Source organism: Paramagnetospirillum magnetotacticum MS-1 (assembly GCF_000829825.1).
Classification (GTDB): Bacteria; Pseudomonadota; Alphaproteobacteria; order Rhodospirillales; family Magnetospirillaceae; genus Phaeospirillum; species Phaeospirillum magnetotacticum.
In genome coordinates, this window is sequence record NZ_JXSL01000020.1 from 274,046 (window position 1) to 297,092 (window position 23,047).

Below are 23,047 nucleotides of genomic sequence, written 5' to 3' on the forward strand. Positions count from 1 at the left end.
TATTGACCCGGGTCAAGGGCTGTATCAAGGATTTGTGGTGCGGTACGGCCTCTCATTGTGGGGCAAGCCCGCCCCGCGCCACCGAACCCCGGAGTAAGGCATGGCCTCCGCTGCCGAGCAGCTCGCCGCGAATCTGAACTTTGGCGTTCTCGCCAAGGCCACCGATCTCAAGAAGCGAATCTGGTTCACCCTGTTGGCGCTCGTCGTCTATCGCCTGGGCACCTGGATCCCCATGCCGGGTGTCGATCCGCATGTGCTGGGCGATCTGTTCAAGCAGTCGGGTGGCGGCATGCTCGGCATGTTCGACATGCTGGCCGGCGGTGCTCTGCACCGTATGACCATCTTCGCGCTGAACATCATGCCCTATATCTCGGCCTCCATTATCCTCCAGCTGATGACCACGGTCATCCCGTCGCTGGAAGCGGTGAAGAAGGAAGGCGAGTCGGGCCGCAAGAAGATCAACCAGTACACCCGCTATCTCACCGTGGTCATCGCGGTGATGCAGGCCTATGGCATCGCCGTCGGTCTCGAGAGCATGACCAGCTCGCGCGGCAGCGCGGTGATGATGGAAAGCCATCTGCTGTTCCGCTTCTCGACCGTGGTGACGCTGACCGGCGGTACTTTGTTCCTGATGTGGCTGGGTGAGCAGATCACCGCGCGCGGCATCGGCCAGGGCACCTCGCTGATCATCATGGCTGGCATCGTTGCCGAACTGCCCGCCGCCATCAAGAATACCCTGGAACTGGGCCGGACCGGTGCTTTGCATCCTTCCGTGATCATTCTGATCCTGGTGATGAGCATCGCGGTGATCGCCTTCATCGTGTTCATGGAACGCGCCCAGCGCCGGATCATCGTCCAGTATCCCAAGCGCCAGGTCGGCAACAAGATGTTCGGCGGCGAGTCCTCGCATCTTCCGCTCAAGGTCAACACCTCGGGCGTGATTCCGCCGATCTTCGCCAGCTCGATCCTGCTGATGCCGGTGACCATCGCCCAGTTCTCCGCCGCTGGCGGGCCAGAATGGCTGACCACGTTTACCGCCCTGATGGGCAGGGGTCAGCCGCTCTATCTGGCGCTGTATCTCGGCCTGATCGTGTTCTTCTCCTTCTTCTATACCGCCGTGGTGTTCAATCCGGCGGATACGGCGGAGAATCTGAAGAAGTACGGCGGGTTCATTCCGGGCATCCGTCCGGGCAAGAACACCTCCGATTATCTCGACTATGTTCTGACCCGCTTGACCGTGGTGGGCGCCGCCTATCTGTCGGCCTTGTCCGTCCTGCCGGAAATCCTGATCAGCAAGCTGTCCGTGCCGTTCTATTTCGGCGGTACCTCGCTGCTGATCGTGGTTTCGGTGACCATGGACACCGTGGCTCAGGTCCAGTCGCATCTGCTTGCGCACCAGTATGAGGGGCTCATCAAGAAGTCCCGGCTGCGCGGGCGGCGTTAACTGCCAAGAAAAAGGGGACATCCGATGAATCTCGTTCTGTTGGGCCCGCCCGGTGGCGGCAAGGGAACCCAGGCCAAGCGTCTTCAAGAGAAGTATGGCCTGGTACAGCTCTCCACCGGCGACATGCTGCGCGCCGCCGTGGCCGCCGGTTCGGACGTTGGCAAGAAGGCCAAGGCCGTGATGGATGCCGGTCAGCTGGTGTCCGACGAGATCGTCATCGCCATCATCGATGAGCGCCTGGACCAGCCCGATGTGGCCAAGGGCGCCATCTTCGATGGTTTTCCCCGGACCGTTGCCCAGGCCGAGGCGCTGGACGCCATGATGGCCCGTAAGGGAAAGAAGCTGGAATTCGCCATCGAGATCCAGGTTCCCGACGCCTATATCGTCGAGCGCATTACCGGCCGCTATACCTGCGCCAAGTGCGGCGCTGGCTATCACGACAAGTTTCAGCTGCCCAAGGTCGCAGGCAAGTGCGATTCCTGTGGCGGCACCGAGTTCGCGCGCCGTCCCGACGACAATGTCGAGACCGTGACCAAGCGGCTCGACGCCTATCACGCCCAGACCGCTCCGCTGCTGCCCTATTACGACAAGAAGGGCGCGCTGAAGCTGGTCGACGGCACCATGGACATTGCCGACGTGACCAAGGCCCTGGAAGGGATTTTGGACGCGGCGAAGTAATGTGATTCTATGGGGCGAGACGGTTGACTCTTGATCGAATCGCCCTATAATCCCGCACCTTCGGTTTCCCCCGTCATGGGCGAGGCCAGGGGCGCGTTTTTGGTTAACGGCTCCGGGTCCCTTTGTGGCGCGGTCTTTTTTTGGTGAAGGAGTAACCAGCTTTGGCTCGTATCGCTGGCGTCAATATTCCGACGAATAAGCGCGTTCTGATCGCGCTGACCTACATTCATGGCATCGGTCGCGCCAAGGCGACGGAGATCACCACCTCGCTGGGTATCCCCGCCGAACGCCGCGTCAATCAGCTGACTGACGACGAAGTGCTCAAGATTCGTGAGCTCATCGACCGCGACTTCCAGGTCGAGGGTGACCTGCGTCGCTCGGTGGCCATGAACATCAAGCGTCTGATGGATCTGGGCTGCTATCGCGGCCTTCGCCATCGCCGTGGCCTGCCGGTTCACGGTCAGCGGACCCACACGAATGCCCGTACCCGCAAGGGTCCGGCCAAGCCGATTGCCGGCAAGAAGAAAGTTACGAAGTAAGGAACACCTCCGATGGCTAAGCCTGCTGCTGCCGCGCGTCCTCGTCGCCGCGAGCGCAAGAACATCACCTCGGGCGTGGCGCATGTTAACGCCACGTTCAACAACACCATGATCACCATCACCGATGCCCAGGGTAACACTATTTCCTGGTCTTCGGCTGGTATGCAGGGCTTCAAGGGCTCGCGCAAGTCGACTCCGTACGCGGCCCAGGTGGCCGCCGAGGACGCGGGCCGCAAGGCCTCCGAGCACGGCATGCGCACCCTCGAGGTCGAGGTGAAGGGTCCTGGCGCTGGCCGCGAGTCCGCTCTGCGCGCTCTGCAGGCCGTTGGCTTCCAGATCACCTCGATCCGCGACGTCACGCCGATCCCGCACAACGGGTGCCGGCCGCGCAAGCGCCGTCGCGTCTGATCGGGTTTCCTTGGAATGGGATGCCGCCGGCCTCCTCGCATTGAGGAGGTTCGGCGGCGCGCCCGTTTTCGTTTTCCTTTGTTCAGGATGAGGTCACGCTCGTGATTCAGAAGAACTGGCAGGAACTGATTAAGCCCAACAAGCTCCATGTGGAGCCCGGGGCCGATGCGCAGCGTAGCGCCACCGTCGTCGCCGAACCGCTGGAACGCGGCTTTGGTATGACTCTCGGCAACAGCTTGCGCCGTGTGCTGCTGTCCTCCTTGCAGGGCGCGGCCGTCACCGCTATCCAGATCGATGGGGTTCTGCACGAATTCTCGTCGATCCCCGGTGTGCGCGAAGACGTCACCGACATCATCCTCAACATCAAGACCCTCGGCCTGCGCATGCATGGCGAGGGGCCCAAGCGGATGCATCTGCGGGCCGTCGGCCCCGGCGAAGTCACCGCCGGCTTGATCGAGGTCGGTCACGACATCGAGATCATGGACCCCGAACTGGTGCTGTGCACCCTGGACGAGGGCGCCAAGCTGAACATCGAGTTCACGGTCGAGACCGGCAAGGGCTATGTCCCCGCCTCGCAGAACCGCCCCGAGGATTCGCCGATCGGTCTCATTCCGATCGACGCCATCTTCTCGCCGGTGCGCAAGGTGGCCTACAAGGTGGAAAACACCCGCGTGGGCCAGGTCACCGACTATGACAAGCTGAACATGACCGTCGAGACCAACGGCGCGGTCACCCCTGACGACGCCGTGGCCCTGGCCGCGCGTATCCTTCAAGACCAGCTGCAGCTGTTCATCAACTTCGAGGAGCCCACCGCGGTCGTCGAGGAAGAGAAGAAGGACGAACTGCCCTTCAACAAGAACCTGCTGCGCAAGGTCGACGAGCTGGAGCTTTCGGTCCGTTCGGCCAACTGCCTGAAGAACGACAACATCATCTATATCGGCGATCTGGTCCAAAAGACCGAGGCCGAGATGCTGCGCACTCCCAATTTCGGCCGCAAGTCGCTGAACGAGATCAAGGAAGTGCTGGCGCAGATGGGTCTTCATCTGGGCATGGAAATCGCCAATTGGCCGCCGGAGAATATCGAAGAGCTGGCCAAGAAGCTGGAAGAGCCTTACTGACTTGTTTCCGGCGCGACATTGGCCCGCCCTTCCGGCCCCAATGTCGCGCCGTAAGCTTTTTTAGGACCACACCGGTCCACCCGCTCGTTCTCCGCTGATGGTGGCGATGCGGCAGTACAATCGGCTTCGCCCGGCGAGGCCCAAGCGACGAGGAGAGTTGTTATGCGTCATGGTATGTCCGGCCGTAAGCTGAACCGCGACAAGTCGGCCCGTAAGGCCCTGTTCGTCAGCTTGTCCAACGCCCTGTTGAAGCACGAGCAGATCAAGACCACCCTGCCCAAGGCCAAGGACCTGCGTCCCGTGGTCGAGAAGCTGATCACGCTGGGCAAGCGCGGCGACCTGCACGCCCGCCGTCAGGCCTATGCCTTCCTGCGCGACGACAAGGTGGTCGCCAAGCTGTTCGCCGTGATCGGCGAGCGCTACAAGACCCGCAATGGCGGCTACACCCGCGTGCTGAAGGCCGGTTTCCGTTACGGCGATTGCGCCCCCATGGCCATCATCGAGCTGGTCGATCGCGATCCCACCGCCAAGGGCACCGATTCCGGCCCGACCGCCGACAAGAAGGCCGATGCCGACGAGGAGTGATCCTCCGGTCCTCGGACGTCTTTGAGATCAAGAGGGGCCGTTCCGCAAGGGGCGGCCTCTTTTGTTTGTGACGCGCCAAAGGCAAATGTCTCGACGGGAGATGGCCTGATGAGTCTTGATGAAGCCGTCCGGTCGGCCATGGCTCTGATCGCCAAGGATGATTTCGAGGGTGGTTTGGCGCTGTTCGCCCAGATCAATCAGGCCGCGCCGGGCAATCCCGTAGTCCTTGGGCTTATGGGCAGGACCTGCCTGAAGATGGGGCGCTATGCGCAAGGGGTGGACTTCCTGAAGGGCGCGGTGAGCCTGCATCCCAATGTGGATACCGTCTTCGATATCTTCTGGGGCCTGGCCCATATGAAGGCCTATGGCGATGCCGTTGCCTTGTGCCGCGACTTCGCCCCTCTCATCGACGGTGATGTGCGTTTCCTGCCGTTTCTCGGATTGGCCCAGATCTATGTTGGCCTTTACCGGGAGGCGGTGGCGACCTTGCGCCGCGCCCGTGAGGTCATGCCCGAGGATTTCTACATTCGCCATAACCTGTCGACGGCGCTCTTGTTCCTCGGACAGCGGGAGGAGGCCGTCGATTGCTTCTCCCAACTGCTTCGCGACTGGGATGGCGGGGACGTCATTCCGACGCCCCTACAGCGCCTCGACGCAATAGCCGAAGGCTATGACCAGAACGAATTGCACAACTGGTTCAGCATTCGTCTGCTTCAGCTGTACCGGGATCACTTTCCCGCTCGGTCCATGCAGCGGGTTTTGGAACTGGGGACGGGGACCGGCCTTCTGGCCTCAAGATTGTCGGGCTCGGCTCTTTCGGTCACCGGGATCGAACGCTCGACGGCCATGGCGGCCCAGGCGCGGCGGCGCGGGGTTTACGCTCCTTTGATCGAAGGCGATCTGCCTGGGGTCTTGGATATGGTGGAAGGTCCCTTCGAGACCATCTTGTCATCGTGTGTTCTGTATTACTTTGCCGATCTCAGGCCATTTTTCACCCAGGCCGCCCGCCTGTTGGGGGCGGGTGGGGTCTTCTTGTTTTCCGTCGATCCCCTGTCCGATCCGCGCGAAGTGGCGATCACGGGACCGGGGGAATACGCCCACAGCCGCGCCTATCTCCGCCGTCTGGCAGTGGAATCCGGCTTCAAGGAAGTGGCCATGGAGATCGACCGTCACCGGGGCCCACCGGGATTCTGGTGCGCTTTCAGGAAGGCTTGAGCAGGCTCAGGAAACGGGCTGCCGCTTCGATATCGGCTTTCAGTTCGGCGCGGCGGTCGGCGGCTTCCCAGTCCTCGCCCCAAAGCTCGATCTGATAGGTCTCGTCCAGTTGCGAGGCCTGAAAGGCGGCTTCGGCATCGAGGCGGCCTTCGATCAGGCCAAGGCCCAGGATGAGCGAGCCCATGGCGGCGGTGGCCGATTGCAGCGAAGTCAGCCGCCAAAGGTCGAGGGTTTCGATATGCCGCTGGAGGGCGGTCAGAGAGGACGGGGATTGCGCCACGGCGGTCAGGCTGGTTGTGGTGGCCAGTGGCGCATCCAGGCTTTGGGCCGCCCAATCCAGCAAGGGTTGCCAGGCCGCACTTTGGCGTGCCACCAGATCGGCGGGACAATCGGCGCGATAGCACAGCAGATCGGTCCCGGCATAGTTCATCAACTGGGCGGTGATATGCGGGCGTTCGGGACCGACGCGGTCCAGGGCCGTGCTGGCCAATTGGGTCAAGGGCATGGTGGAGGGCAGGATCTGTTCGCCCTGCTCGCGCCATTCTCCGGCAATGGCGTCGGCCAGTCGGGCCGAGGGCACGGAAAGGGGGCGCCCGCCGGGGGTCTTGATGGCCTTGCCGTCCAAAAAGATGGCGTATCCGCCGTCACGGGGCTCGGCGGATGAATCCTTATAGAAGCGCTTGATGGATTTGAACGACACGGGGAAAAAAGCCTTCTGGGGTGGAACTGAGTTCAGCGGGCGAGGCGGCGGGCCTGGGCGGTGCGGCACGGCGCCGCATCGGACAGGGGCTTGCCGCCGCCCTCGGTCGAGAGGATCGGGGCGCCCAATACGCCCTTGATCCGCAGAGGCGGCGTGGTGCGCCCGGCAACGCTGATGTCCAGGACCTCGCTGCGAAGATCGATGGAGCCCGAGGCCAGGGCGGCGGAGCTTGCCGTTTCGGCCGCCAGTCCCCTGTCCAGGCTGACCAGACCGGCCTTGACCGGCAGGCGGGCCACCAGGCACCGCAGGCGCAGCCCCTCGGGACCTTGGGCTCCGGCCAGGTCACGGGACAGCCGGGCGGGAAAATCTCCCCCCCAGTCCTTCCCCATCACCGTTTCGCCCAAGGTAAGGGCCAGATTGCCTTCGGCGCTTCCGGCCATGATCCTGAGATTGGAGCCCTGGGCCTTGAGGTCGAAGGCGAGGTCGGCCTTGGCGCCTTTGAGGCTCCCCCCGGTCAGGGGAGCGGGGTCGAGGCCGTTGCCCGCCAGTCGCAAGGACAGGGCGGGGGCCTTGGCCATGGTATCGAGCCGCAATTCGCCGCCGAGGCGGCCTTCACCCGATCGGGCGGTGAAATTTTCCAAGGAGAGACGGCCCGCCGCGACCCGGAGTTCCGCGGTGGCATCGCTCACATGGGCCGGGCCCATCTGCAGGCGGGCGGCGCTTAGCGACAGGTCCACGTCCAAGTCCCTGACCAGATCCAGCGCCAGGGCATCGATAGGGAGAATACGGCCGTCATCGATGGGAATGGCCGGATGCTGAGGCTGGGAAGGCTGGCCGGAACCATTGCTGCGGGGCGGGGGCAGCGAGAAATCTCCAAGCTGCAGTTGAGACGCGGAAAGACGGCCGTAAAGGCGCGGATGTGGCGTCTGAACCAGGGACAGTTCGCCAGCCAGATCGCTCTTGCCCAGGTTGCTTTTCAGTCCCGTCAGGCGCCAGCCGTTGTCGATATCGCTTAAATGCCCGGACAGCTTGACCTGACCGGCATTGGGCAGGTCAAGGGCCAGCAACCGCATGACCCCCGTCAGGGACTCGGCCTCCAGGGTGAGCGCCATGTCCACGCCCCGCTGCTCCGAAATATCGGCCATCTGGCCTTTGACGGTGATCAGCTGGGAATCGCGCCGTCCGATGACCGCGTCGATGTCGGACGCCGCCAGGGGACCGGCGCTATCGGTGAGGCGGGCCGCCAGCTTGAACGGCCCGAGGGCCGGGATCGGAGCCTTACCGGGGCGCAGGCGGAGAAGATCCGACATTTCCTCGCCCTGGGCGTGCAGTTCCAGGTCCAGTCCCTTGCCAGCCAGGGGCTGGGTGATGGTTCCGCGCAAGGTCAGATTGGCCGTCCCCACGCTGCCCTTGATCTGCACCGGATACGGCTTGGCCCCCCCTAAAGCGGTGAGGGGGGCGATGACGCCCGACAGGCTGAGTGGAGCATCCCGCCAGCGTCCATCCACTTGCAGCGACAACGGCCCGCCAGCTTCGGTTTCGGGGGTGAACTGCGCCTTGGACACTTGGATCGTGCCATTGCTCAACCGGATGTCGGCGTCCTCTACCCGCAGCCCGGAAAGGGCAAGTTGGGTTCGCGGCGTTCCATCGGAAGCCCCCCCCAGGTCTAGGGGTTTGATCTGGGGCAGCGCGCTCAGCTTCTGCGTATGAAGGACAGGGCGCAGCAGGGTGAGGCTTTCGAGCCGCAATTGCCGCAAGGCCAGAGGCACCAGGGCCACGCGGGCCTCGACCCGGTCGATATAGAGGAGCGGGCCTCCCTTGCCAGCCGTCAGGGTGACGCCGGTGAAGCTCAGCACCGGCGACGGTCCCAGCTTCAACTTGGTGGCGCCAGCGAAGGTGAGGTCGAGTCCGGTGGCGGCCTTCACCCTTTCGGCCAGGAAGTGGTTGTAGGTTTCCGAGTTCAGGGATTTGCCCGCGGCGATGACCGCGACCACCAGAGCGAGCAGCAGGGCGGCAGCGATCTTGGCAATGGTACTCGGCCTCATTGGGCGTCTCCGGCCTTCTCTCCGGTGACGGCGTCCAGCACTTCGGTCAGGTTGTCGAAGGTATCCAGCACCACCTGGGCACCGGCGCGCTGCAACTCATCCAGGGAGTGATAGCCCCAGGACACGCCGACGGCGGCGCTGCGGGCGGCGGCGGCCATGGCCATGTCATAGGCGGTGTCGCCGATCATGACGATCTCGTTCAGCTCCAGCCCGCAATCGGCGGCGGCACGGCGCAGCATGGACGGATTGGGCTTGCTGGGATTGTCGTCGGCGGTCTGGATGGTGACGAAGCGCCCTTCAAGCTCGTGAGCCTGCAGCATGGAATCCACGCCGCGCCGGGACTTACCGGTGGCCAGGCCCAAAAGCCAGCCTTCACGTTCCAGACGATCCAGAGCCTCCCTCACGCCGGGAAACAGCGGCTCCATCGTGTCGGGCAGGAGGCGCATGGCGCGGAAGGCCTCCTTATAGGCGTCGGCCACGGCGCGATGCGTGGTCGGCGTCGCCCAGGGCAACAGCACGGCGCAGGCATCCACCAGGGACAGGCCGATGATGCGGCGCACCTGTTCGGGGCGGGGAATGCCCAGATTCAAGTTGCTCCACGCCTCGGTCATGGCCGAAACGATATTGTGCTGGCTGTCCACCAGGGTGCCGTCCACATCGAAGACGGCAAGGCGCAGATGGGACATCGGGCTCCGGGGCGCTGCTTACATTTTTCGTGGGGTCATCTTACCCCATCGGGCGGTCACAACCAACCGCCGGAATGGGGCCGGACGATGACGTTTCTTATTCCATATCCCGATGTGTGCAACGCATCGGGATCGCCCTCAAACGGCGGGCGCGCCCTCCGGGTCGCTTGCCTCCCGCGGCATAAGCCGCGCGGCCCTTTGGGCCTATCCATATCCCGATGAGTGCAACGCATCGGGATTTGGGATCAGTCTTCGTCGAAGGACACGAAGGGCGGGCCCGAACGGCTTTCGGTGAAGCCGAAGAAGTCAAAGCTGGCCTTGATATGGGGGGGCAGCGGTGCCGCCACCTCCAGCATCTTGCCGGTGCGGGGATGGGGCAGGCGCACGGCGCGGGCGTGCAGGTGCAGCTTGCGCGATACGCCGGTCCCCTCGATCAGGGCATCCTGGCCGCCATATTTGCCATCGCCCATGATGGGTGTGCCCAGCAGCAGGCAATGGGCGCGCAATTGGTGGGTACGGCCCGTGCGCGGCTCCATTTCCAGCCAGGCGGCCCGCTTCAAGGTGGAATCAACCACGCGGTAATAGGTGACAGCGTGCTTGCCCTCTTCCTTGTCCACGGCCATTTTCTCGCCCGCCTTGCCGGGCAGTTTGGCCAGCGGCGCGTCGATGCGGCCTTGGGGATAGCGGGGCACACCGGCCACCAGGGCCCAATAGCATTTGCGGGCCGAGCGGCTTTTGAAAGCGGCGGCAAGCTTGGAGGCGGCATTGGCGGTGCGGCCCAGCAGCAGAACACCCGACGTGTCCTTGTCCAGGCGATGGACCAGCTTGGGCCGCCCGGCCCCGAAGCACAGCGCGTCAAGCCAGGCGTCCAGATGCTTGTCGGCCATGCCGGTGCCGCCCTGGACCGCCAGTCCCGGCGGCTTGTTCAGTGCGATGACATCGTCGTCCATGTAAAGCACCGCATCGCGCAGCATGCGGGCGATCTTTTCGTCCACCACGACGGGCTTGGCCTCGCGCACAGGCGCCTCGTCGGCGGGCAGCGGCGGGACGCGGATGGCCTGACCCGCTTCGAGACGCTGGTTGGACTTGGCGCGCTTGCCGTCCACGCGGACATTGCCAGCGCGCAGCCACTTTTCCAGCAGCCCGTGGCCGACGGTGGGGAAATGGCGCTTGAACCAGCGGTCGAGGCGAATCTCGGATTCTTCCTCGGCGACGGTCATGGTCTGAACTTCACTCATGGGCGGACCCTACCGGCGGGGGAGGGGCGGGTACAGAGGAAAGTTTCGCGGCCTTGTCCTTGGCCGTCCGGTGCTCGATGTAATGCCACACGAACAGCGCGGGCAGGCCCATCAGCAATTCGCGGCCGCGTTTGAGCAGGGACACCGCCAGGGCGATTTCGGTGGGCAGGCCGAGGGCGGCGCCCACCAGCATATAGCCGCCTTCTTGCAGGCCGATGGCGCCCGGTACCACGAAGGCCACCGAGCGGATGGCGTAGATGATGCTTTCCAGGGCCAGAATCTCGTCGATCCCCATGGGGTGGCCCAGCAGGCGCAGCGCCACCCAGGCCTCGATGGCGCCCGCCGCCCAGGCCAGGATGTGCCAGAACACCGATCGGGCGACGCGGCCATGATCGGAATACAGCGCGTTGACGGCGGCGTGCACACCGGCATCGGCATCGGGCGCGTCCCAGGCATGGGGCAGGATCTTGGACGGCAGAGTCTCGAGAAAACGCATCACCACCGAGCGCTGCAACGCCACGAAGATGGCCAGCCCCGGAATGCTGACGCCCAGCGCGATCAGCGCCCAGCGGGTGACTTCGGCTTCGGGGTAGAGATGCAGCCACAAGGCGACGCCCAGGATGCTGAAGAAGAACTGGGCGATGGCCTCGGCGGTGAGGTCCACCATGACGATGGCGCTGGCATCGGCCACTCTGAAGCCGTAGCGGGTCATCAGGCGGATGCCCGCCATCTCGGCCGAAAGCGGCAGGATTCCCGCCAATTCGCCGACCCCGTCCTTGATCCAGCGGGCCACCGAGAATTTCCAGGTGGGCACCTTGTCTTGCAGCAAGCCCCAGGCGATTCCGCACAGGGCGACGGGCAGCGCATGGGTCAAGGCCATCAGCGCTACGCCCGTCCATCCGGCGGTGTGAAGAGCGCCGCCCACATCGCCAAAGCCGTCGCGCATGACCCAGGCCACGGCGATGATGGCGATGATGAGCGCCAGACGCAGCAGATTGGCCCTCATCGTCTGGCCGCCTCTTGCGCGAAGGTGGTGAGCAAAATGCCCAGATCGGCGATCTTGGCCCGGTTTTCGGGCGCGATCAGCGCCTTGTATTCCTCGTCGATGCGGTAATGGGGTGGCATGGGGCGCGGCGCGGTCCAATGGGCGGTGGCGGGGTGGCAGTAGATCTCCGACAGTCCGTCGGGCAGCACATCCAGGAAGGAATTCACCTTGGCGGCGTCCATCTGGCCGGAATCATTGAGGCCGAAAGCCCGCTCGTTGACCACCAGCCCCCTTGCTTTGGCCTTGGCCGCCATGGCGTGGTTGCGCCGCCAGTGAAAAATGCCGTTGAACAGCCTTGTCCCCAGCCGGTCGCCCCGCGCCCGGTAGGACAGCAATGGCGGTTCCCACGGGATACGGATGCCCGGCGCGCCGTATTCCACCGCCAGATCCAGCACCAGGGCAAAGACCGTGGGATGCTGATGGTAATGGTGGTGGAAGTCCACATGGGCCAGTTTCAGGCCGGTGGCCTTGAACAGTTCGAACTGGGCGCGCATCTCGGCCTTGACCTGGCGCTGCGCATCCTTGGACAGGAAGATGCGGGTGCCAAGCCGCACCAGATCCAGGGTGAACAGCCCCCGCTCGTTCACCAGATCGGGAATTTGCGCGGGCGCCAGGGCCGGGATGCCGTCCACCAAGGTCACATGCAGGCCGACGCCCAGGCCGGGAAGGCGCCGGGCGCGCTCGACCGCGTCGTCCACGGCGCCTTCGGTGACCATCAGGCTGGCGGCGCTCAGGATGCCGTTGGCGTGGCCATCCTCCACCGCGCGGTTGATCTCGACCGAGCGCCCGAAATCATCGGCGGTGACGATCAGTCGCTTGGTCACTTGGCTTTGCCGATCAGGTGGAACAGGGACGGCAGGACGATGAAAGTGGCGGCCACCGACAGCCCTAAGGACAGAAACAGCAGCAGCCCCATGGAGGCGGTGCCCAGATGGGGCGAGACCGCCAGACTGCCGAAGGCCGAACCGGTGGTCAGCGCCGAGAACAACACGGCCCGCGTGGTGGGCGACGACAGATGATCGACCACGCCATTGCGCCAATTGACCACGAAATAGATGTTGAAGGCCACGCCGATGCCCAGCAGCAGGGGCAGGGCGATGACATTGGCGAAGTTCAGCGCGATTCCCGCCAGTCTTGCCGCGATGACGGTGGCCAGGGCGCCCAGCACCAGCGGCGCCAGCACTAGGGCCGAGTCCAGCCAGCGGCGCAGCATCAGGCCCAGCAGCAATCCGATGGCGGCCAGGGCGCCCACACCGGCCACGGCGAAGGCACCGATCACCACATGTCCCGACTGCTCCATGGAGATGGGCGCGCCAGCCATGAGGGGCGTGACGGCGGTGACGGCTGCGTTGAAGCGATTGCGCGCCTCTTGGTTCTGCATGTCGATCTTGGGCAGGACCTGGACGCGGGCACGGCCGTCGGCGGAGACCCATTCCCGCTTCAGATCGGCGGGAATGGTGTCCAGGGTGACCTTTTCGGCCTCCAGCGAGCGGCGCAGGCCCGACAGCAGGCTGGGCAGTCCGGCGGCGGCGGCGGTCTGATATTCCCCGGCGGCTTTTGGACCCTTGGCGATGATGGCCTTGATGTGCGCGGCCAGGGATTGGGAGGGCTTGTGATCGGGGGCCACGGCGTCCAGTTGCGCCGCCAGCTTGGACAGGGCGTCCAGCAGTTCCTCGGCGCTAGGGGCGGGCAGCACTTTGGCCGGACTGAGCGTGGGCCCCAGCACCATGGCCACGTCGGAGATCATGGCCAGCTTGTCGTCCTGGCCCTCGGGAATGAAGGTCAGCACGGTCATCACCCGGTGGACCTCGGGCACCGCCTCGAACTTGTCGGTCAGCGCGCGGGCCGCATCCACAGATGGCGCCAGCGTCTCGACCGCATAGACGCCGTTATCGGGATTTTGGGCCAGTTCGAAGAAGGCCGACACCGCCTCGGCCTTGGGGTCTTGCAGATGCAGAGGATCGAAGTCCAGTGGCATGATGGGCAACAAGACAGCGCCCACCAGCCCGACGGCGAGGCCCGCTCCGACAACGCCCTTGGCATGCTGGCGCAGGAAGCCGTCGGCCCTTTGCAGCTTCAGGCCCACCGGCTCCTTCTCGGGCAGGGGCTTGAGCAGGGCCAGCAGGGCGGGCAGCAAGGTGAAGTCCACCACCAGGGCGATGATCATGCCGCCGCCCGCGATCAGGCCCAGTTGCGACACGCCGGTATAGGCGGTGGGCAGGAAGGAGAGGAAGCCCACGGCGGTGGCGATGGCGGCCAGCGACAGCGGCGCGGCCATGATGCGTGCCGAGGACAGAACCGCCGCCTCCGGCTCGCCCTTGAGGAAGCGTTCGTTGCGGAACGCGGTGACGAACTGGATGGCGAAATCCACGGCGATTCCCACGAACATCACCGCGAAGGCCACGGAAATGGGATTGAGGCTGCCCACCGTGGCGGCGGCGAAGGCGGCGGTCGCAACCAGACCGACGATCAGACTGATGACGATGGCACCCACCACCCGGCCCGAGCGCACGCCCCAGAACAGCAGAACCAGCACCGCCACGAAGGATAGCGGCGCCGAAATCTCCACGCCCTCGGCCACGGTGGCGAAATTGGCGTCCGACAGGGCCAGATTGCCGGTGATGCTCACCTTGAAGCCGTTTTCGGGCACCAGTCCGATGTCGCGTGCCGTGGCGCGAATGGCGTCGATGGCCTTGGAGGCAGGCTCCAGATCGCCGTAATCGAGGGTGCCGTGGACCATCAAAAAGCGTCTGGGCGCGTCCTTGGAGGGACCGCCCGACATCAGGCTCTGCCAGTCCACCGGCTGGGCGCGGCGTCCGGCGGCGATGGCGGCGGCGGGCTTGTCCAACTGGGTGATCAGCGGCTCGATGTCTTTCGGCTGGGCCTGACCATGGGCAATGCCTTGGAGCACCAGATCCACCGAGGTCAGCAAGCCGCGCAAACTGGGGTCCTTGGCCACGGAACCCAGCAGGGGCTGGGCCTGGACCATGCGCTCGACGATCTGTTCCAACTCGGCCAGAGACATGAACAACAGGCCGTTCTTGCGGAAGAACATTTCCTCGGCGGGGCGCGACGCGTCGTGGATCAGGCCTTTATGGGCAGCGGGCAGAAGCTGAGCCAGTTTCTCGACCGCGTCTTCGGCCAGTTCGGTGGTGGGGCCGTCGATGATCACCGCGATGCGCTCGCTGGTGCTGGGAAAGGCCTGATCGATTTGCCGCTCCACCTTGCGGAACGGCAGATCCTGCGAGATCAGCTTGCTTTCATCGGTGTCCAGCGACAGATGGGTGGCGGCGAACCAGCCCAGCAGGACGGTGGCGACCAGGGAGGCGATCACCACGGCCCAGGCATGGCGCCAGCACCAGTCAACAAGTCGAACCGCCACTATCCTGATCATCGTTTTCCGGGCTTTCCCGCTGAACCGAAAGCAAGGGGGGAATGTGCCTCCTCGGCCAATGCATAGCAAGAGTCATTGGCTTTGCCGGGCAAACGCGCTACCGTCCATGTTGCGCTGCAGCATTTCGGTGAGGGCGGCAATGGTGAAACGGGTGCACAGGACGCTGAAAGCTTGGGTCAAACGGTGGCTGCCGCTGCTGTTGGCGCCGCCCGCTCTCCTGGCCCTGCTGTTCAACACCTGGGAATTCGCAGGTCTGTGGATCGAGCACGACAAGGCCTTTGAGGAGGCCCAGGTCCAGGTCCAGTCCCTGTCGCGCGAGGTTTCACGCACCCTTGTCGCCACTTTGGGGCCGGTGGACATTCACATCACCGATCACCTGCGTCCGGCGGCGACCCGCCTTCTTGCCTCTCCGGCATCGCGGCCGCAATTGCAGCGGGTTTTCCAGCTTACCGCCCAGCGTCTGCCCCAGGTGGCGGCGGTGGTGGTGTTCGACGCCTCGGGGCGCGCCGTCGCCGCCTCGGTGCCGACGCTCCGCCCTTTTAGCGATATTTCCGGGGGTCATTTTTTCCAGCGTCACCGGGATCAGGGGCTGGAGAGCGCAATTTTCGTTGGCGACTCCTCCCTCACCGTGGCGGAGACCGGCCCGGCCCGCTGGCGTTTGATGATAAGCCAGCGGCTGCGGGACCTGGATGGCCGCTTTGTGGGCATGCTGCTGGTGCAACTGGACACCGAACAGATCTTTTCGCGCATCGCCGATCTCAATCTCATTGCCGGAGCGGGGGTGCGCATCTTCGACGATTCCGGTCGGCTTTTGGTCAATCATCCCCGCGATTATTCCCTGGCCGGGCGGAATTTCTTGGACACCCGCCTGTTTCGCCGCTGGGCCGCCGAGAAGCGGGAACTGGCCGGGCGCATTCCCGATCCCACCGACGACAGTCCGGAAATCGGGGTGTTCCGGACCATCGAGGGCTATCCCATCCTGATCTCCGTCGGCCTGCCCGAGGACGCCGCCTTGTTGGAATGGTGGCGGGAACTGGCCATTTTGATGCTCACCGTGGTTGCCTTCGTGGCTGCGTCCAGCCTGGCGGCACGGCGTCCGCTGGCGAAATGGGTCTTGCATCTGAATGGCAAAGGAGAGGATGACAAGGGGTTCGCCGACGGCGACGGCATTTGACGCCTTGCACTTGCGTCATCCCGGCCGAACAACGTGAGAGCCGGGACCCAGGAGTCGCTTCCTCTGGAGTCTGGCCCCCTGGATCCCGGATAGCGCTTCGCGCTTCCGGGATGACGATGCTAGAAAGCGGCTGTGTCGAGAAGCGGGAAGCAGACGCCATGATCCCCCCTCTTTCCTTTCCCTGTACCGGTGCCGCGCCTTTTCTGCCCATGAGCCGGGCCGAGATGGAGTTCCTGGGCTGGGACCAGTGCGACGTGGTGCTGGTTACCGGCGACGCCTATGTGGACCATCCCAGCTTCGGTATGGCCATCGTTGGCCGCCTGCTGGAATCCCAGGGGTTTCGGGTGGGCATCATCGCCCAGCCCGATTGGAGCGGGCCCGAGCCCTTTCGGGCGTTGGGCCGTCCCCGGCTGTTCTTCGGCGTTACGGCGGGAAACATGGATTCCATGGTCAACCGTTACACCTCGGACCGCCGCCTGCGCAGCGATGACAGCTATACGCCGGGCGGCGAGGGGGGCAAGCGTCCCGACCGCGCCGTCATCGTCTATGCCCAGCGTTGCCGCGAGGCCTTCAAGGACGTGCCCGTGGTGCTGGGCGGTATCGAGGCGTCCTTGCGCCGCATCGCCCATTTCGACATCTGGTCGGAAAAGCTGCGCCGTTCGGTATTGATGGATTCCAAGGCCGATCTGCTGGTCTTCGGCAATGCCGAGCGGGCCATCGTCGATATCGCCCGGCGCGCCGCCGAGGGCCAGGCCCCCAAGGCCATGCACGACATCCGCGGCACGGTCTTCGTCAGGGATGCGGTCCCTGCGGATTGGCGGGTGATGGATGCCTCCGACATCGACCATGCCCAGCCCGCTCTCAAGGGCGAGCGTGTGGTGGTGCGCCTGCCTTCTTTCGAGCAGGTGCAGGCCGATCCGGTGCTCTATGCCCAGGCATCGAGGGTGCTGCACCAGGAAAGCAACCCCTTGAACGCCCGGCCCCTGGTCCAGCGCCATGGCGACAAGGATGTGTGGGTGAGCGAGCCGCCCATTCCACTGACCACGCCGGAACTTGATGGGGTCTACGACTTGCCCTATGCGCGGGCGCCCCATCCGTCCTATGGGGATGCCAAGATTCCCGCCTGGGAGATGATCCGCTTTTCCATCAATATCGTGCGCGGCTGTTTCGGCGGCTGTTCCTTTTGCTCCATCACCGAGCATGAGGGCCGCATCATCCAAAGCCGCTCCGAAGCCTCGATCCTGCGCGAGATCGAGGAGATCCGGGACAAGACCAAGGGCTTTACCGGCACCATCTCCGACCTGGGCGGGCCCACCGCCAATATGTGGCGGCTGGGTTGCCGCGAGCCGGAGGTGCAGAAGGTCTGCCGTCGGCTGTCTTGCGTCTATCCCGATATCTGCAAGACGCTGGGCACCGACCATGATCCGTTGATCCGCCTTTACCGCGCGGCGCGGGGGGTGAAGGGCGTGAAGCGGGTCAATATCGGCTCGGGCGTGCGCTATGATCTGGCGGTAACCAGCCCTCCTTATGTGGAGGAACTGGTCCGCCATCATGTGGGCGGCTATCTCAAGATCGCCCCCGAGCATACCGAGGACGGGCCGCTCGCCAAGATGATGAAGCCGGGCATCGGCTCCTACGAGCGTTTCAAGGAGATGTTCGAAAGGGCTGCGGCCAAGGCGGGCAAGAAGCTTTACCTCATCCCCTATTTCATCGCCGCCCATCCCGGAACCAGTGATCAGGACATGCTGAATCTGGCCCTATGGCTGAAACGGAATGGATTTCGGCTGGATCAGGTCCAGACCTTCCTGCCCACGCCCATGTCGCTCGCTACCGCCATGTATCACAGCGGCCGCGATCCCATCCGGCCAGTGCGGCGCGCGGGCGAGGAGGTGTTCAGCGGCAAGGGCCTGCGCCAGCGCCGCCTGCATAAGGCCTTCCTGCGCTGGCACGACCCGGAGAACTGGCCCATCCTGCGCGAGGCGCTCCAGAAGATGGGCCGCGCCGATTTGATCGGGCCGGGAAACCACCAGCTTGTGCCAAGAGGGGGGATGCCGCCGTCTTCTAACCCGCGACACACGACGCGGGGAAATAGACGCTGACCGTGGTGCCTTTGCCGGGGATCGAGGTGATTTCCAGGCTGCCGCCGTGCAGTTCGGCCAGGGACTTGGCCAGGGGCAGGCCCAGCCCGGCCCCTTCGAACCGGCGGTCCAGTCCCGTATCCACCTGACCGAAGGGCGACAGGGCGACGGCCATATCCGCTTCGCTCATGCCGATGCCCGTGTCGATCACATGGAACGCGATGCCGCCCGAATCCCGTGTTTCTCCCCGGAGGGTGACCTTGCCCCCCGGCGGCGTGAATTTCACCGCATTGCCCAGCAGGTTGATGAGGATCTGCTTGGTGCGCCGCGAATCGATCATCAGATGGGGCAGGGATTCGGGCATGTCCTCGCTCAGATCGACATTTCCGGCTTCGGCCCGGCTGCCGACCAGCCTCAGGCAGGAATAGGCCAGTTCGTGGGGATCGACCGGCTCGATGCACAAGGTGAAGGCGCCGATCTCGATGCGCGAGATGTCCAAGATATCGTTGATCATGGCCAAGAGGTGCTGACCGGCGGCGTTGATGTCCTGACCATAGGTCCGGTAGCGCTCGCCCACGGGGCCGAACATCTCGCGCGAGATGATTTCCGAGAACCCTAGGATGGCGTTCAAGGGCGTGCGCAATTCATGGCTCATGGCGGCCAGGAAATCGGTCTTGGTCCGGTTGGCGGCCTGGGCCATGGCGGTGGCCTCGCGCAGGCGCTGCTCGGCGTGATGGCGGTGGGTCACGTCGTGGGCGATGACCATGACACGCGGGATGCCGTCCTGGTCCATGGGGTAGGGGGTCATGGTGGTCTCGAACCAACGGCCGTCGCGTTCATCCTCGAAATAGATGGCGCGAGCTTCGAGAATTGCCTGTTGGGCAAGGGCGAAACGCCGTTCGGCCACTTTGGTCGGCATGGCGTTGAAGATATTGGTGCCGATCATGGCATCCTTGTGGGAGCCCAGACCGACGGCCGCTTCCTCATTGAGGTCGACGATGGTTCCGTCCATGCGGATCAGCAGGACCAGGAGGCCGGGGGCCTCCAGCATGGCGCGGGCCATGGTGGCCGCCTCGCGCAGCGCCTCCTCGGCCTTGGCGCGTTCGGTGATATCGGTGAAGGTGCTGATGAAGCCGCGTCCCGGAATGGGGTTGCCGCGCACCTCGATGACCGTGCCGTCGGGCCGGGTGCGGTCGAAGGCGTGGGGCTCCATCCTGGCGGCGATCTCCTGCCTCTGACGGGCCAGTTCCTCCGGGTCGCCGGGACCATATTCGCCGCGCTGGGCGTTGTAGAGCATGAACTCGTAGAAGTTGATCCCCTTGACGTTGAAGCTGTCGGGAATCTGGGTCAGATCGAAGAAGATCTTGTTGGCGACCACCAGATTGAGGGCGTTGTCGAACAAGCAGACCCCCTGGGGCATATGCTGGACGGTGGCTTCCAGGAATTCGCCATAGGCGCGGTGCCGCTCCTCGCTGTCTTGCAGGGCGCGGGTGCGGCGCTCCACCATCTGGTCGAGCCGGTCGTTGGAACCGCGCAGATTCTCAGCGATCTGGCGGTTGACCGTGACATCACTGTAAGTGGTGACGAAGCCTCCGCCCGGCAGAGGATTGCCGATGATTTCCAGAATGGTGCCGTTGGGCCTGGTCCGCTCGAAGCGGTGGGGCCGAAATTCCCGCGCCGAATCCACCCGGTGGCGGACCATGTCCTCCACATCGTAATGGCCGCCGTATTCGCCTCTTTGGGCATTGAAACGGATGATGTCTTCGAAGGCGAGGTCGTGGGTCAGGAAGCCATCGGGAAATTCATGCAGGTCGGCGAAACGCCGGTTCCACAAAACCAGCCGCAGGTCGGCGGAAAAGACGGAAATGCCCTGATCAAGGTGATCGAGCACGCCCTGCATCATGGTCATTTGAATGTCATGACCGGAAGGTGCGCCGTTTTGGCTGTCACCCATCATAACCTTGCCTCCCGGCGGATTATCATTTTTCGGCAATGATAAGCGATTTAGGGCGGGGAGCTACTTATTCCGTCAATAGACGCCTTTGGCATTGATGAAGGGGGCGTAGCGCCGGTCCTCGATCAGAATGTGATTGACGATCCAGTCTTGCAGGAAGGTCGCCACGTCGCCAGCGGTAACGGTGGTCGTCGCCAGCCTTTCCGTCAATTCGTGGAGCTGGGCCAGCAGGCGCCGGTGCTTGGCCGCGTGTCCAGCCTCCTCGGGATAGCCGTAACGCTCCAGCAGCGTCTCTTCCTCTGAGAAATGGTAGGTGGCGTAGCCCTTGAGGAAATCAAGTGCCTCGGACATTTCGGCGGTGCCCTTGCCCAGGCGTACGGCCGCGATCAGGCGGTTGGACATCTCGAACAGGCGTCGGTGGTGATTGTCGATGCGCTGGATATTGACCGAGTATTCCTCCCGCCAGATCAGATCGCCACCAGATACCACCTGGGCTTCGGTACAGGCACGGCTGCGGCGGTGGAAGGTTTCGAACAGCTTCCAACGCACGCAGGGAATGTTCTTCAGGGTCTGGGCGGGAACCACGTAGAGTTCCATCGGGCCAGACGAGACCACGCGCGACAGGCTTGGCGTCTCGAACATTGCCGTTTCTTCCCCGAAGAAGTCGCCGGGTGTCAGAGTCTCCAGTTCCTGATCCCCCACCAGCCGCAGGGCGTCGCCTCGCCGGATCAGCGCCACATTTTGTTCGCCCGGCGACAGAACCTTTCCCGTATCGGCGGTCATGGGGCGCATCTGGTTGGCGATGCGGTTCAGCGTGCCCGTGGACACCACTTCGCCGAACAGCCAGGTGCGGCTGAGGAATTCGCGGATCTCCATCAGGCGGGAAATGTCGGCGAACAGGTCGTTGCGTTTGACGAATTCCAGGTAAAAATCCGCCGACAGCCGCAGGGCCTGCACATAAGACGTGGCGCGGTAGGTCTCCATGGAGGGCAGGCCGTGAAGCCCGGCCAACTCGCCCAGCAGGGCCCCGGCCGACAGCAGGGAACGGACCTGGCTGTCGGAGGCCAGCATTTCCACCTGTCCGGTCAGGACCAGATAGATGTCGTTTCCGACGGCGCCTTCGCGGATCAGGATGGTTTCAGGATTGAAGGTTTCCAGGGGGCAATTGAGCAGCACCTGCAGATGGGCGTCTCCGATTCCGGGGAGATAGCTGGCCAGATGCTCCCAGGCGGATCGCCGCGCGAAATCGCGGTAGCTGCGGACCAGAACATCGACCGTGCCGAAGGACGCGCCCGAGCCGATGCGCTTTTGCGCGTCGGTCAATTTCAGCGCGGTGTGGGACAAGATGATCTTGCGCGAGGTGTCCTCGGCGAAGTCCTTGGCCTCGCCGTGGATCAGCCCGCCGCCGATATCCACCTTCTTGACGTCGGCGGGTTCGAAATAGTCGGCGACGACCTGCTCCATCCGGGCCAGGGACAGGCCCGGTTTGGCCGGATCCTCGGAGATCATGCCCTGGAGGATGTCCAGCCCGGCGATATCGGCAAGATGGGCGTAGGTGCGATAGCCGCCCTCGGCCAGGACACGGAAGTAGAAGGGCGTGGTTTCCACCGGATGGGGCGAGAAGATGGGACGCACTTCCAGCCCGCCCACATCGTTCCACTGGCCCAGGACCAGATCATGGACTTCGAAATAGTCCGAGAAATCCTCTTCCTCGATGGACAGCAGGGCGGCCAGCTTCTTGGTCACCGCGGCGCGCACCATGGGGGTGGCGAAATATTTGATGCGCCGGTCGGCACGGATCAGCGTGGTCAGTCCGGCAAAATGGTCGTCATGGGAATGGGTGTGGAAGATGCCTTCCACCTCATTGATGCCGATTCCCAGCGAGGTGAGGGAGTAGATCAGGTTGGGGCCGGCATCGATGAGGAAGATGCGCCCCTGGAAGACCAGGATGGCGCCCATGCTGGGCCGCCGGATATCCCAGCCGTCGCCGTCCCCCGAATGGATGACGGCGAAATACTCGCGCGGGATCTGGTGAAATCCCAGGGTATAGGGGCATTCGTGGACTTCAAAGGGCGGTAGGTTGATATCGACCTGGACCCGTTCGTCCTGATAGCCGAATTCGAAGACGTTGAGCGCGATGCGGCGAAGGCTGACACCGTCGGCGATCTCGATGGGCGCGTCGTCCAGCGCCTTGGTGTCGAGCAGTTCGCGCGGGTGCTGGATGCGGCCGAAGGCAAAACGCAGTTTGAGCCGCATCATCTCGTGGGCATGGGCCTCGTCCAGCCCGGCTTCCATCAACTCTTCGACCGAGATCAGGCCGTAATTGCCGCGATAGATGTACTGGAATTGGGCCTGAAGCTGTTCGTTCCGGCCGATCAGCAGGGGACGTCGGCCGGTGTTGTTGGGATGGCCCGGCAGCAGCATGCCCTGGCGATAGAACATCTGAAGGACGGGAAACTCGCCCAGATTGCAAAAGGCGCCGTTCTGAATCATCACGTCGGAAAGCAAGATGGCGGTGGGGCCGGTCTCGCACGCCACGCCGCCCACTTTGGTCGGGCGGATCAGCCCGCGCAACATCATGTGCTTGACCGAATCGGCGGGGCATCCGCACAAGACGCGAAGATCTTGTTCGGGCACCTCGACCCAGGCCAGCCCGGCCGCCACATCCACCTTGATCAAGCCAGCCATGTTCCCCCGCCGATAAGGGCCCCGCCTATGACTTTTCGCCTAAGCATACATCAATGGT

The 23,047-nt window shown here is 64.0% G+C and carries 18 protein-coding genes; 9 read left to right on the forward strand and 9 right to left on the reverse strand.

Going from position 1 to position 23,047, the window contains the following annotated elements; translation table 11 throughout:
* The first annotated feature begins 100 nt into the window (after positions 1 to 100).
* From secY to CCC_RS03780, 7 genes are all read left to right on the forward strand, one after another.
* Complete coding sequence (gene secY, locus CCC_RS03750; protein WP_041039825.1) at positions 101 to 1,444, forward strand: preprotein translocase subunit SecY; 1,344 nt, start codon at positions 101 to 103, stop codon at positions 1,442 to 1,444.
* A 24-nt stretch (positions 1,445 to 1,468) separates the two neighbouring features.
* Positions 1,469 to 2,122 carry an adenylate kinase gene (locus CCC_RS03755; RefSeq protein ID WP_009866850.1) on the forward strand — a complete coding sequence of 218 codons (654 nt, stop codon included), beginning with the start codon at positions 1,469 to 1,471 and terminating at the stop codon, positions 2,120 to 2,122.
* A gap of 161 nt (positions 2,123 to 2,283) precedes the next feature.
* Entirely contained in the window at positions 2,284 to 2,661 is a 378-nt protein-coding gene (rpsM, locus tag CCC_RS03760; RefSeq protein ID WP_009866851.1) for a 30S ribosomal protein S13, read from the forward strand.
* A 12-nt stretch (positions 2,662 to 2,673) separates the two neighbouring features.
* On the forward strand, positions 2,674 to 3,069 hold the full coding sequence (rpsK, locus tag CCC_RS03765) for a 30S ribosomal protein S11 (RefSeq protein WP_002725469.1): 396 nt from the start codon (positions 2,674 to 2,676) through the stop codon (positions 3,067 to 3,069).
* Between the two features lie 101 nt (positions 3,070 to 3,170).
* Positions 3,171 to 4,187, forward strand: a complete 1,017-nt coding sequence (locus CCC_RS03770) for a DNA-directed RNA polymerase subunit alpha (RefSeq protein WP_041039826.1) — start codon at positions 3,171 to 3,173, stop codon at positions 4,185 to 4,187.
* Positions 4,188 to 4,349: 162 nt separating this feature from the next.
* Positions 4,350 to 4,772 carry a 50S ribosomal protein L17 gene (gene rplQ / locus CCC_RS03775; protein ID WP_041039827.1) on the forward strand — a complete coding sequence of 141 codons (423 nt, stop codon included), beginning with the start codon at positions 4,350 to 4,352 and terminating at the stop codon, positions 4,770 to 4,772.
* Positions 4,773 to 4,880: 108 nt separating this feature from the next.
* On the forward strand, positions 4,881 to 5,987 hold the full coding sequence (locus tag CCC_RS03780; RefSeq protein ID WP_041039828.1) for a tetratricopeptide repeat protein: 1,107 nt from the start codon (positions 4,881 to 4,883) through the stop codon (positions 5,985 to 5,987).
* On the opposite strand, the gene CCC_RS03785 is transcribed toward CCC_RS03780, so the two are convergent.
* The 7 genes from CCC_RS03785 to CCC_RS03815 form a co-directional block, all read right to left on the reverse strand.
* Positions 5,974 to 6,687, reverse strand: coding sequence for an ATP12 family chaperone protein (locus CCC_RS03785; RefSeq protein ID WP_009867559.1), 714 nt, complete (start codon positions 6,685 to 6,687; stop codon positions 5,974 to 5,976). The genes CCC_RS03780 and CCC_RS03785 overlap by 14 nt on opposite strands.
* Positions 6,688 to 6,719: 32 nt before the next feature.
* Positions 6,720 to 8,732 carry an AsmA family protein gene (locus tag CCC_RS03790; RefSeq protein WP_041039829.1) on the reverse strand — a complete coding sequence of 671 codons (2,013 nt, stop codon included), beginning with the start codon at positions 8,730 to 8,732 and terminating at the stop codon, positions 6,720 to 6,722.
* Positions 8,729 to 9,418, reverse strand: a complete 690-nt coding sequence (locus CCC_RS03795) for an HAD family hydrolase (RefSeq protein WP_009868981.1) — start codon at positions 9,416 to 9,418, stop codon at positions 8,729 to 8,731. The genes CCC_RS03790 and CCC_RS03795 overlap by 4 nt, the downstream gene beginning before the upstream one ends.
* A gap of 245 nt (positions 9,419 to 9,663) precedes the next feature.
* Positions 9,664 to 10,656 (reverse strand): RluA family pseudouridine synthase, encoded by a 993-nt coding sequence (locus CCC_RS03800; RefSeq protein ID WP_041039831.1) that lies wholly within the window; start codon positions 10,654 to 10,656, stop codon positions 9,664 to 9,666.
* Positions 10,649 to 11,662 carry an HpnL family protein gene (locus CCC_RS03805; RefSeq protein WP_009868979.1) on the reverse strand — a complete coding sequence of 338 codons (1,014 nt, stop codon included), beginning with the start codon at positions 11,660 to 11,662 and terminating at the stop codon, positions 10,649 to 10,651. Before CCC_RS03805 ends, CCC_RS03800 begins: the two co-directional genes overlap by 8 nt.
* Positions 11,659 to 12,525, reverse strand: a complete 867-nt coding sequence (gene hpnK, locus CCC_RS03810) for a hopanoid biosynthesis-associated protein HpnK (protein ID WP_009868978.1) — start codon at positions 12,523 to 12,525, stop codon at positions 11,659 to 11,661. The genes CCC_RS03805 and hpnK overlap by 4 nt, the downstream gene beginning before the upstream one ends.
* Complete coding sequence (locus tag CCC_RS03815) at positions 12,522 to 15,083, reverse strand: MMPL family transporter (RefSeq protein WP_236686295.1); 2,562 nt, start codon at positions 15,081 to 15,083, stop codon at positions 12,522 to 12,524. Before CCC_RS03815 ends, hpnK begins: the two co-directional genes overlap by 4 nt.
* Before the next feature lie 151 nt (positions 15,084 to 15,234).
* Between CCC_RS03815 and CCC_RS03820 the strand changes: the two genes are divergently transcribed.
* Positions 15,235 to 16,269, forward strand: coding sequence for a cache domain-containing protein (locus tag CCC_RS03820; RefSeq protein WP_041039835.1), 1,035 nt, complete (start codon positions 15,235 to 15,237; stop codon positions 16,267 to 16,269).
* A 158-nt stretch (positions 16,270 to 16,427) separates the two neighbouring features.
* Positions 16,428 to 18,368 carry a YgiQ family radical SAM protein gene (locus CCC_RS03825; protein WP_041039837.1) on the forward strand — a complete coding sequence of 647 codons (1,941 nt, stop codon included), beginning with the start codon at positions 16,428 to 16,430 and terminating at the stop codon, positions 18,366 to 18,368.
* Here CCC_RS03825 and CCC_RS03830 read toward each other — a convergent pair.
* Together CCC_RS03830 and CCC_RS03835 are read right to left on the reverse strand one after the other, a co-directional pair.
* Positions 18,331 to 20,256 carry a PAS-domain containing protein gene (locus CCC_RS03830; protein WP_009868974.1) on the reverse strand — a complete coding sequence of 642 codons (1,926 nt, stop codon included), beginning with the start codon at positions 20,254 to 20,256 and terminating at the stop codon, positions 18,331 to 18,333. The two genes, CCC_RS03825 and CCC_RS03830, sit on opposite strands and share 38 nt — an antisense overlap.
* Positions 20,257 to 20,376: 120 nt before the next feature.
* Positions 20,377 to 22,989: a bacteriohemerythrin gene (locus CCC_RS03835; RefSeq protein WP_009868973.1), complete on the reverse strand. Its 2,613-nt coding sequence runs from the start codon at positions 22,987 to 22,989 to the stop codon at positions 20,377 to 20,379.
* Between the last annotated feature and the right edge of the window lie 58 nt (positions 22,990 to 23,047).

Excerpts from the sequence above, each read along its gene's own strand:
- CCC_RS03790 (WP_041039829.1), bottom strand. The coding sequence starts at position 8,732 with ATGAGGCCGAGTACCATTGCCAAGATCGCTGCCGCCCTGCTGCTCGCT.
- CCC_RS03820 (WP_041039835.1), top strand. The coding sequence starts at position 15,235 with ATGGTGAAACGGGTGCACAGGACGCTGAAAGCTTGGGTCAAACGGTGG.
- CCC_RS03830 (WP_009868974.1), bottom strand. The coding sequence starts at position 20,256 with ATGACCATGATGCAGGGCGTGCTCGATCACCTTGATCAGGGCATTTCC.
- CCC_RS03800 (WP_041039831.1), bottom strand. The coding sequence starts at position 10,656 with ATGAGTGAAGTTCAGACCATGACCGTCGCCGAGGAAGAATCCGAGATT.
- CCC_RS03825 (WP_041039837.1), top strand. The coding sequence starts at position 16,428 with ATGATCCCCCCTCTTTCCTTTCCCTGTACCGGTGCCGCGCCTTTTCTG.
- secY (WP_041039825.1), top strand. The coding sequence starts at position 101 with ATGGCCTCCGCTGCCGAGCAGCTCGCCGCGAATCTGAACTTTGGCGTT.
- rplQ (WP_041039827.1), top strand. The coding sequence starts at position 4,350 with ATGCGTCATGGTATGTCCGGCCGTAAGCTGAACCGCGACAAGTCGGCC.
- CCC_RS03780 (WP_041039828.1), top strand. The coding sequence starts at position 4,881 with ATGAGTCTTGATGAAGCCGTCCGGTCGGCCATGGCTCTGATCGCCAAG.
- CCC_RS03805 (WP_009868979.1), bottom strand. The coding sequence starts at position 11,662 with ATGAGGGCCAATCTGCTGCGTCTGGCGCTCATCATCGCCATCATCGCC.
- rpsK (WP_002725469.1), top strand. The coding sequence starts at position 2,674 with ATGGCTAAGCCTGCTGCTGCCGCGCGTCCTCGTCGCCGCGAGCGCAAG.
- CCC_RS03755 (WP_009866850.1), top strand. The coding sequence starts at position 1,469 with ATGAATCTCGTTCTGTTGGGCCCGCCCGGTGGCGGCAAGGGAACCCAG.
- CCC_RS03835 (WP_009868973.1), bottom strand. The coding sequence starts at position 22,989 with ATGGCTGGCTTGATCAAGGTGGATGTGGCGGCCGGGCTGGCCTGGGTC.
- CCC_RS03795 (WP_009868981.1), bottom strand. The coding sequence starts at position 9,418 with ATGTCCCATCTGCGCCTTGCCGTCTTCGATGTGGACGGCACCCTGGTG.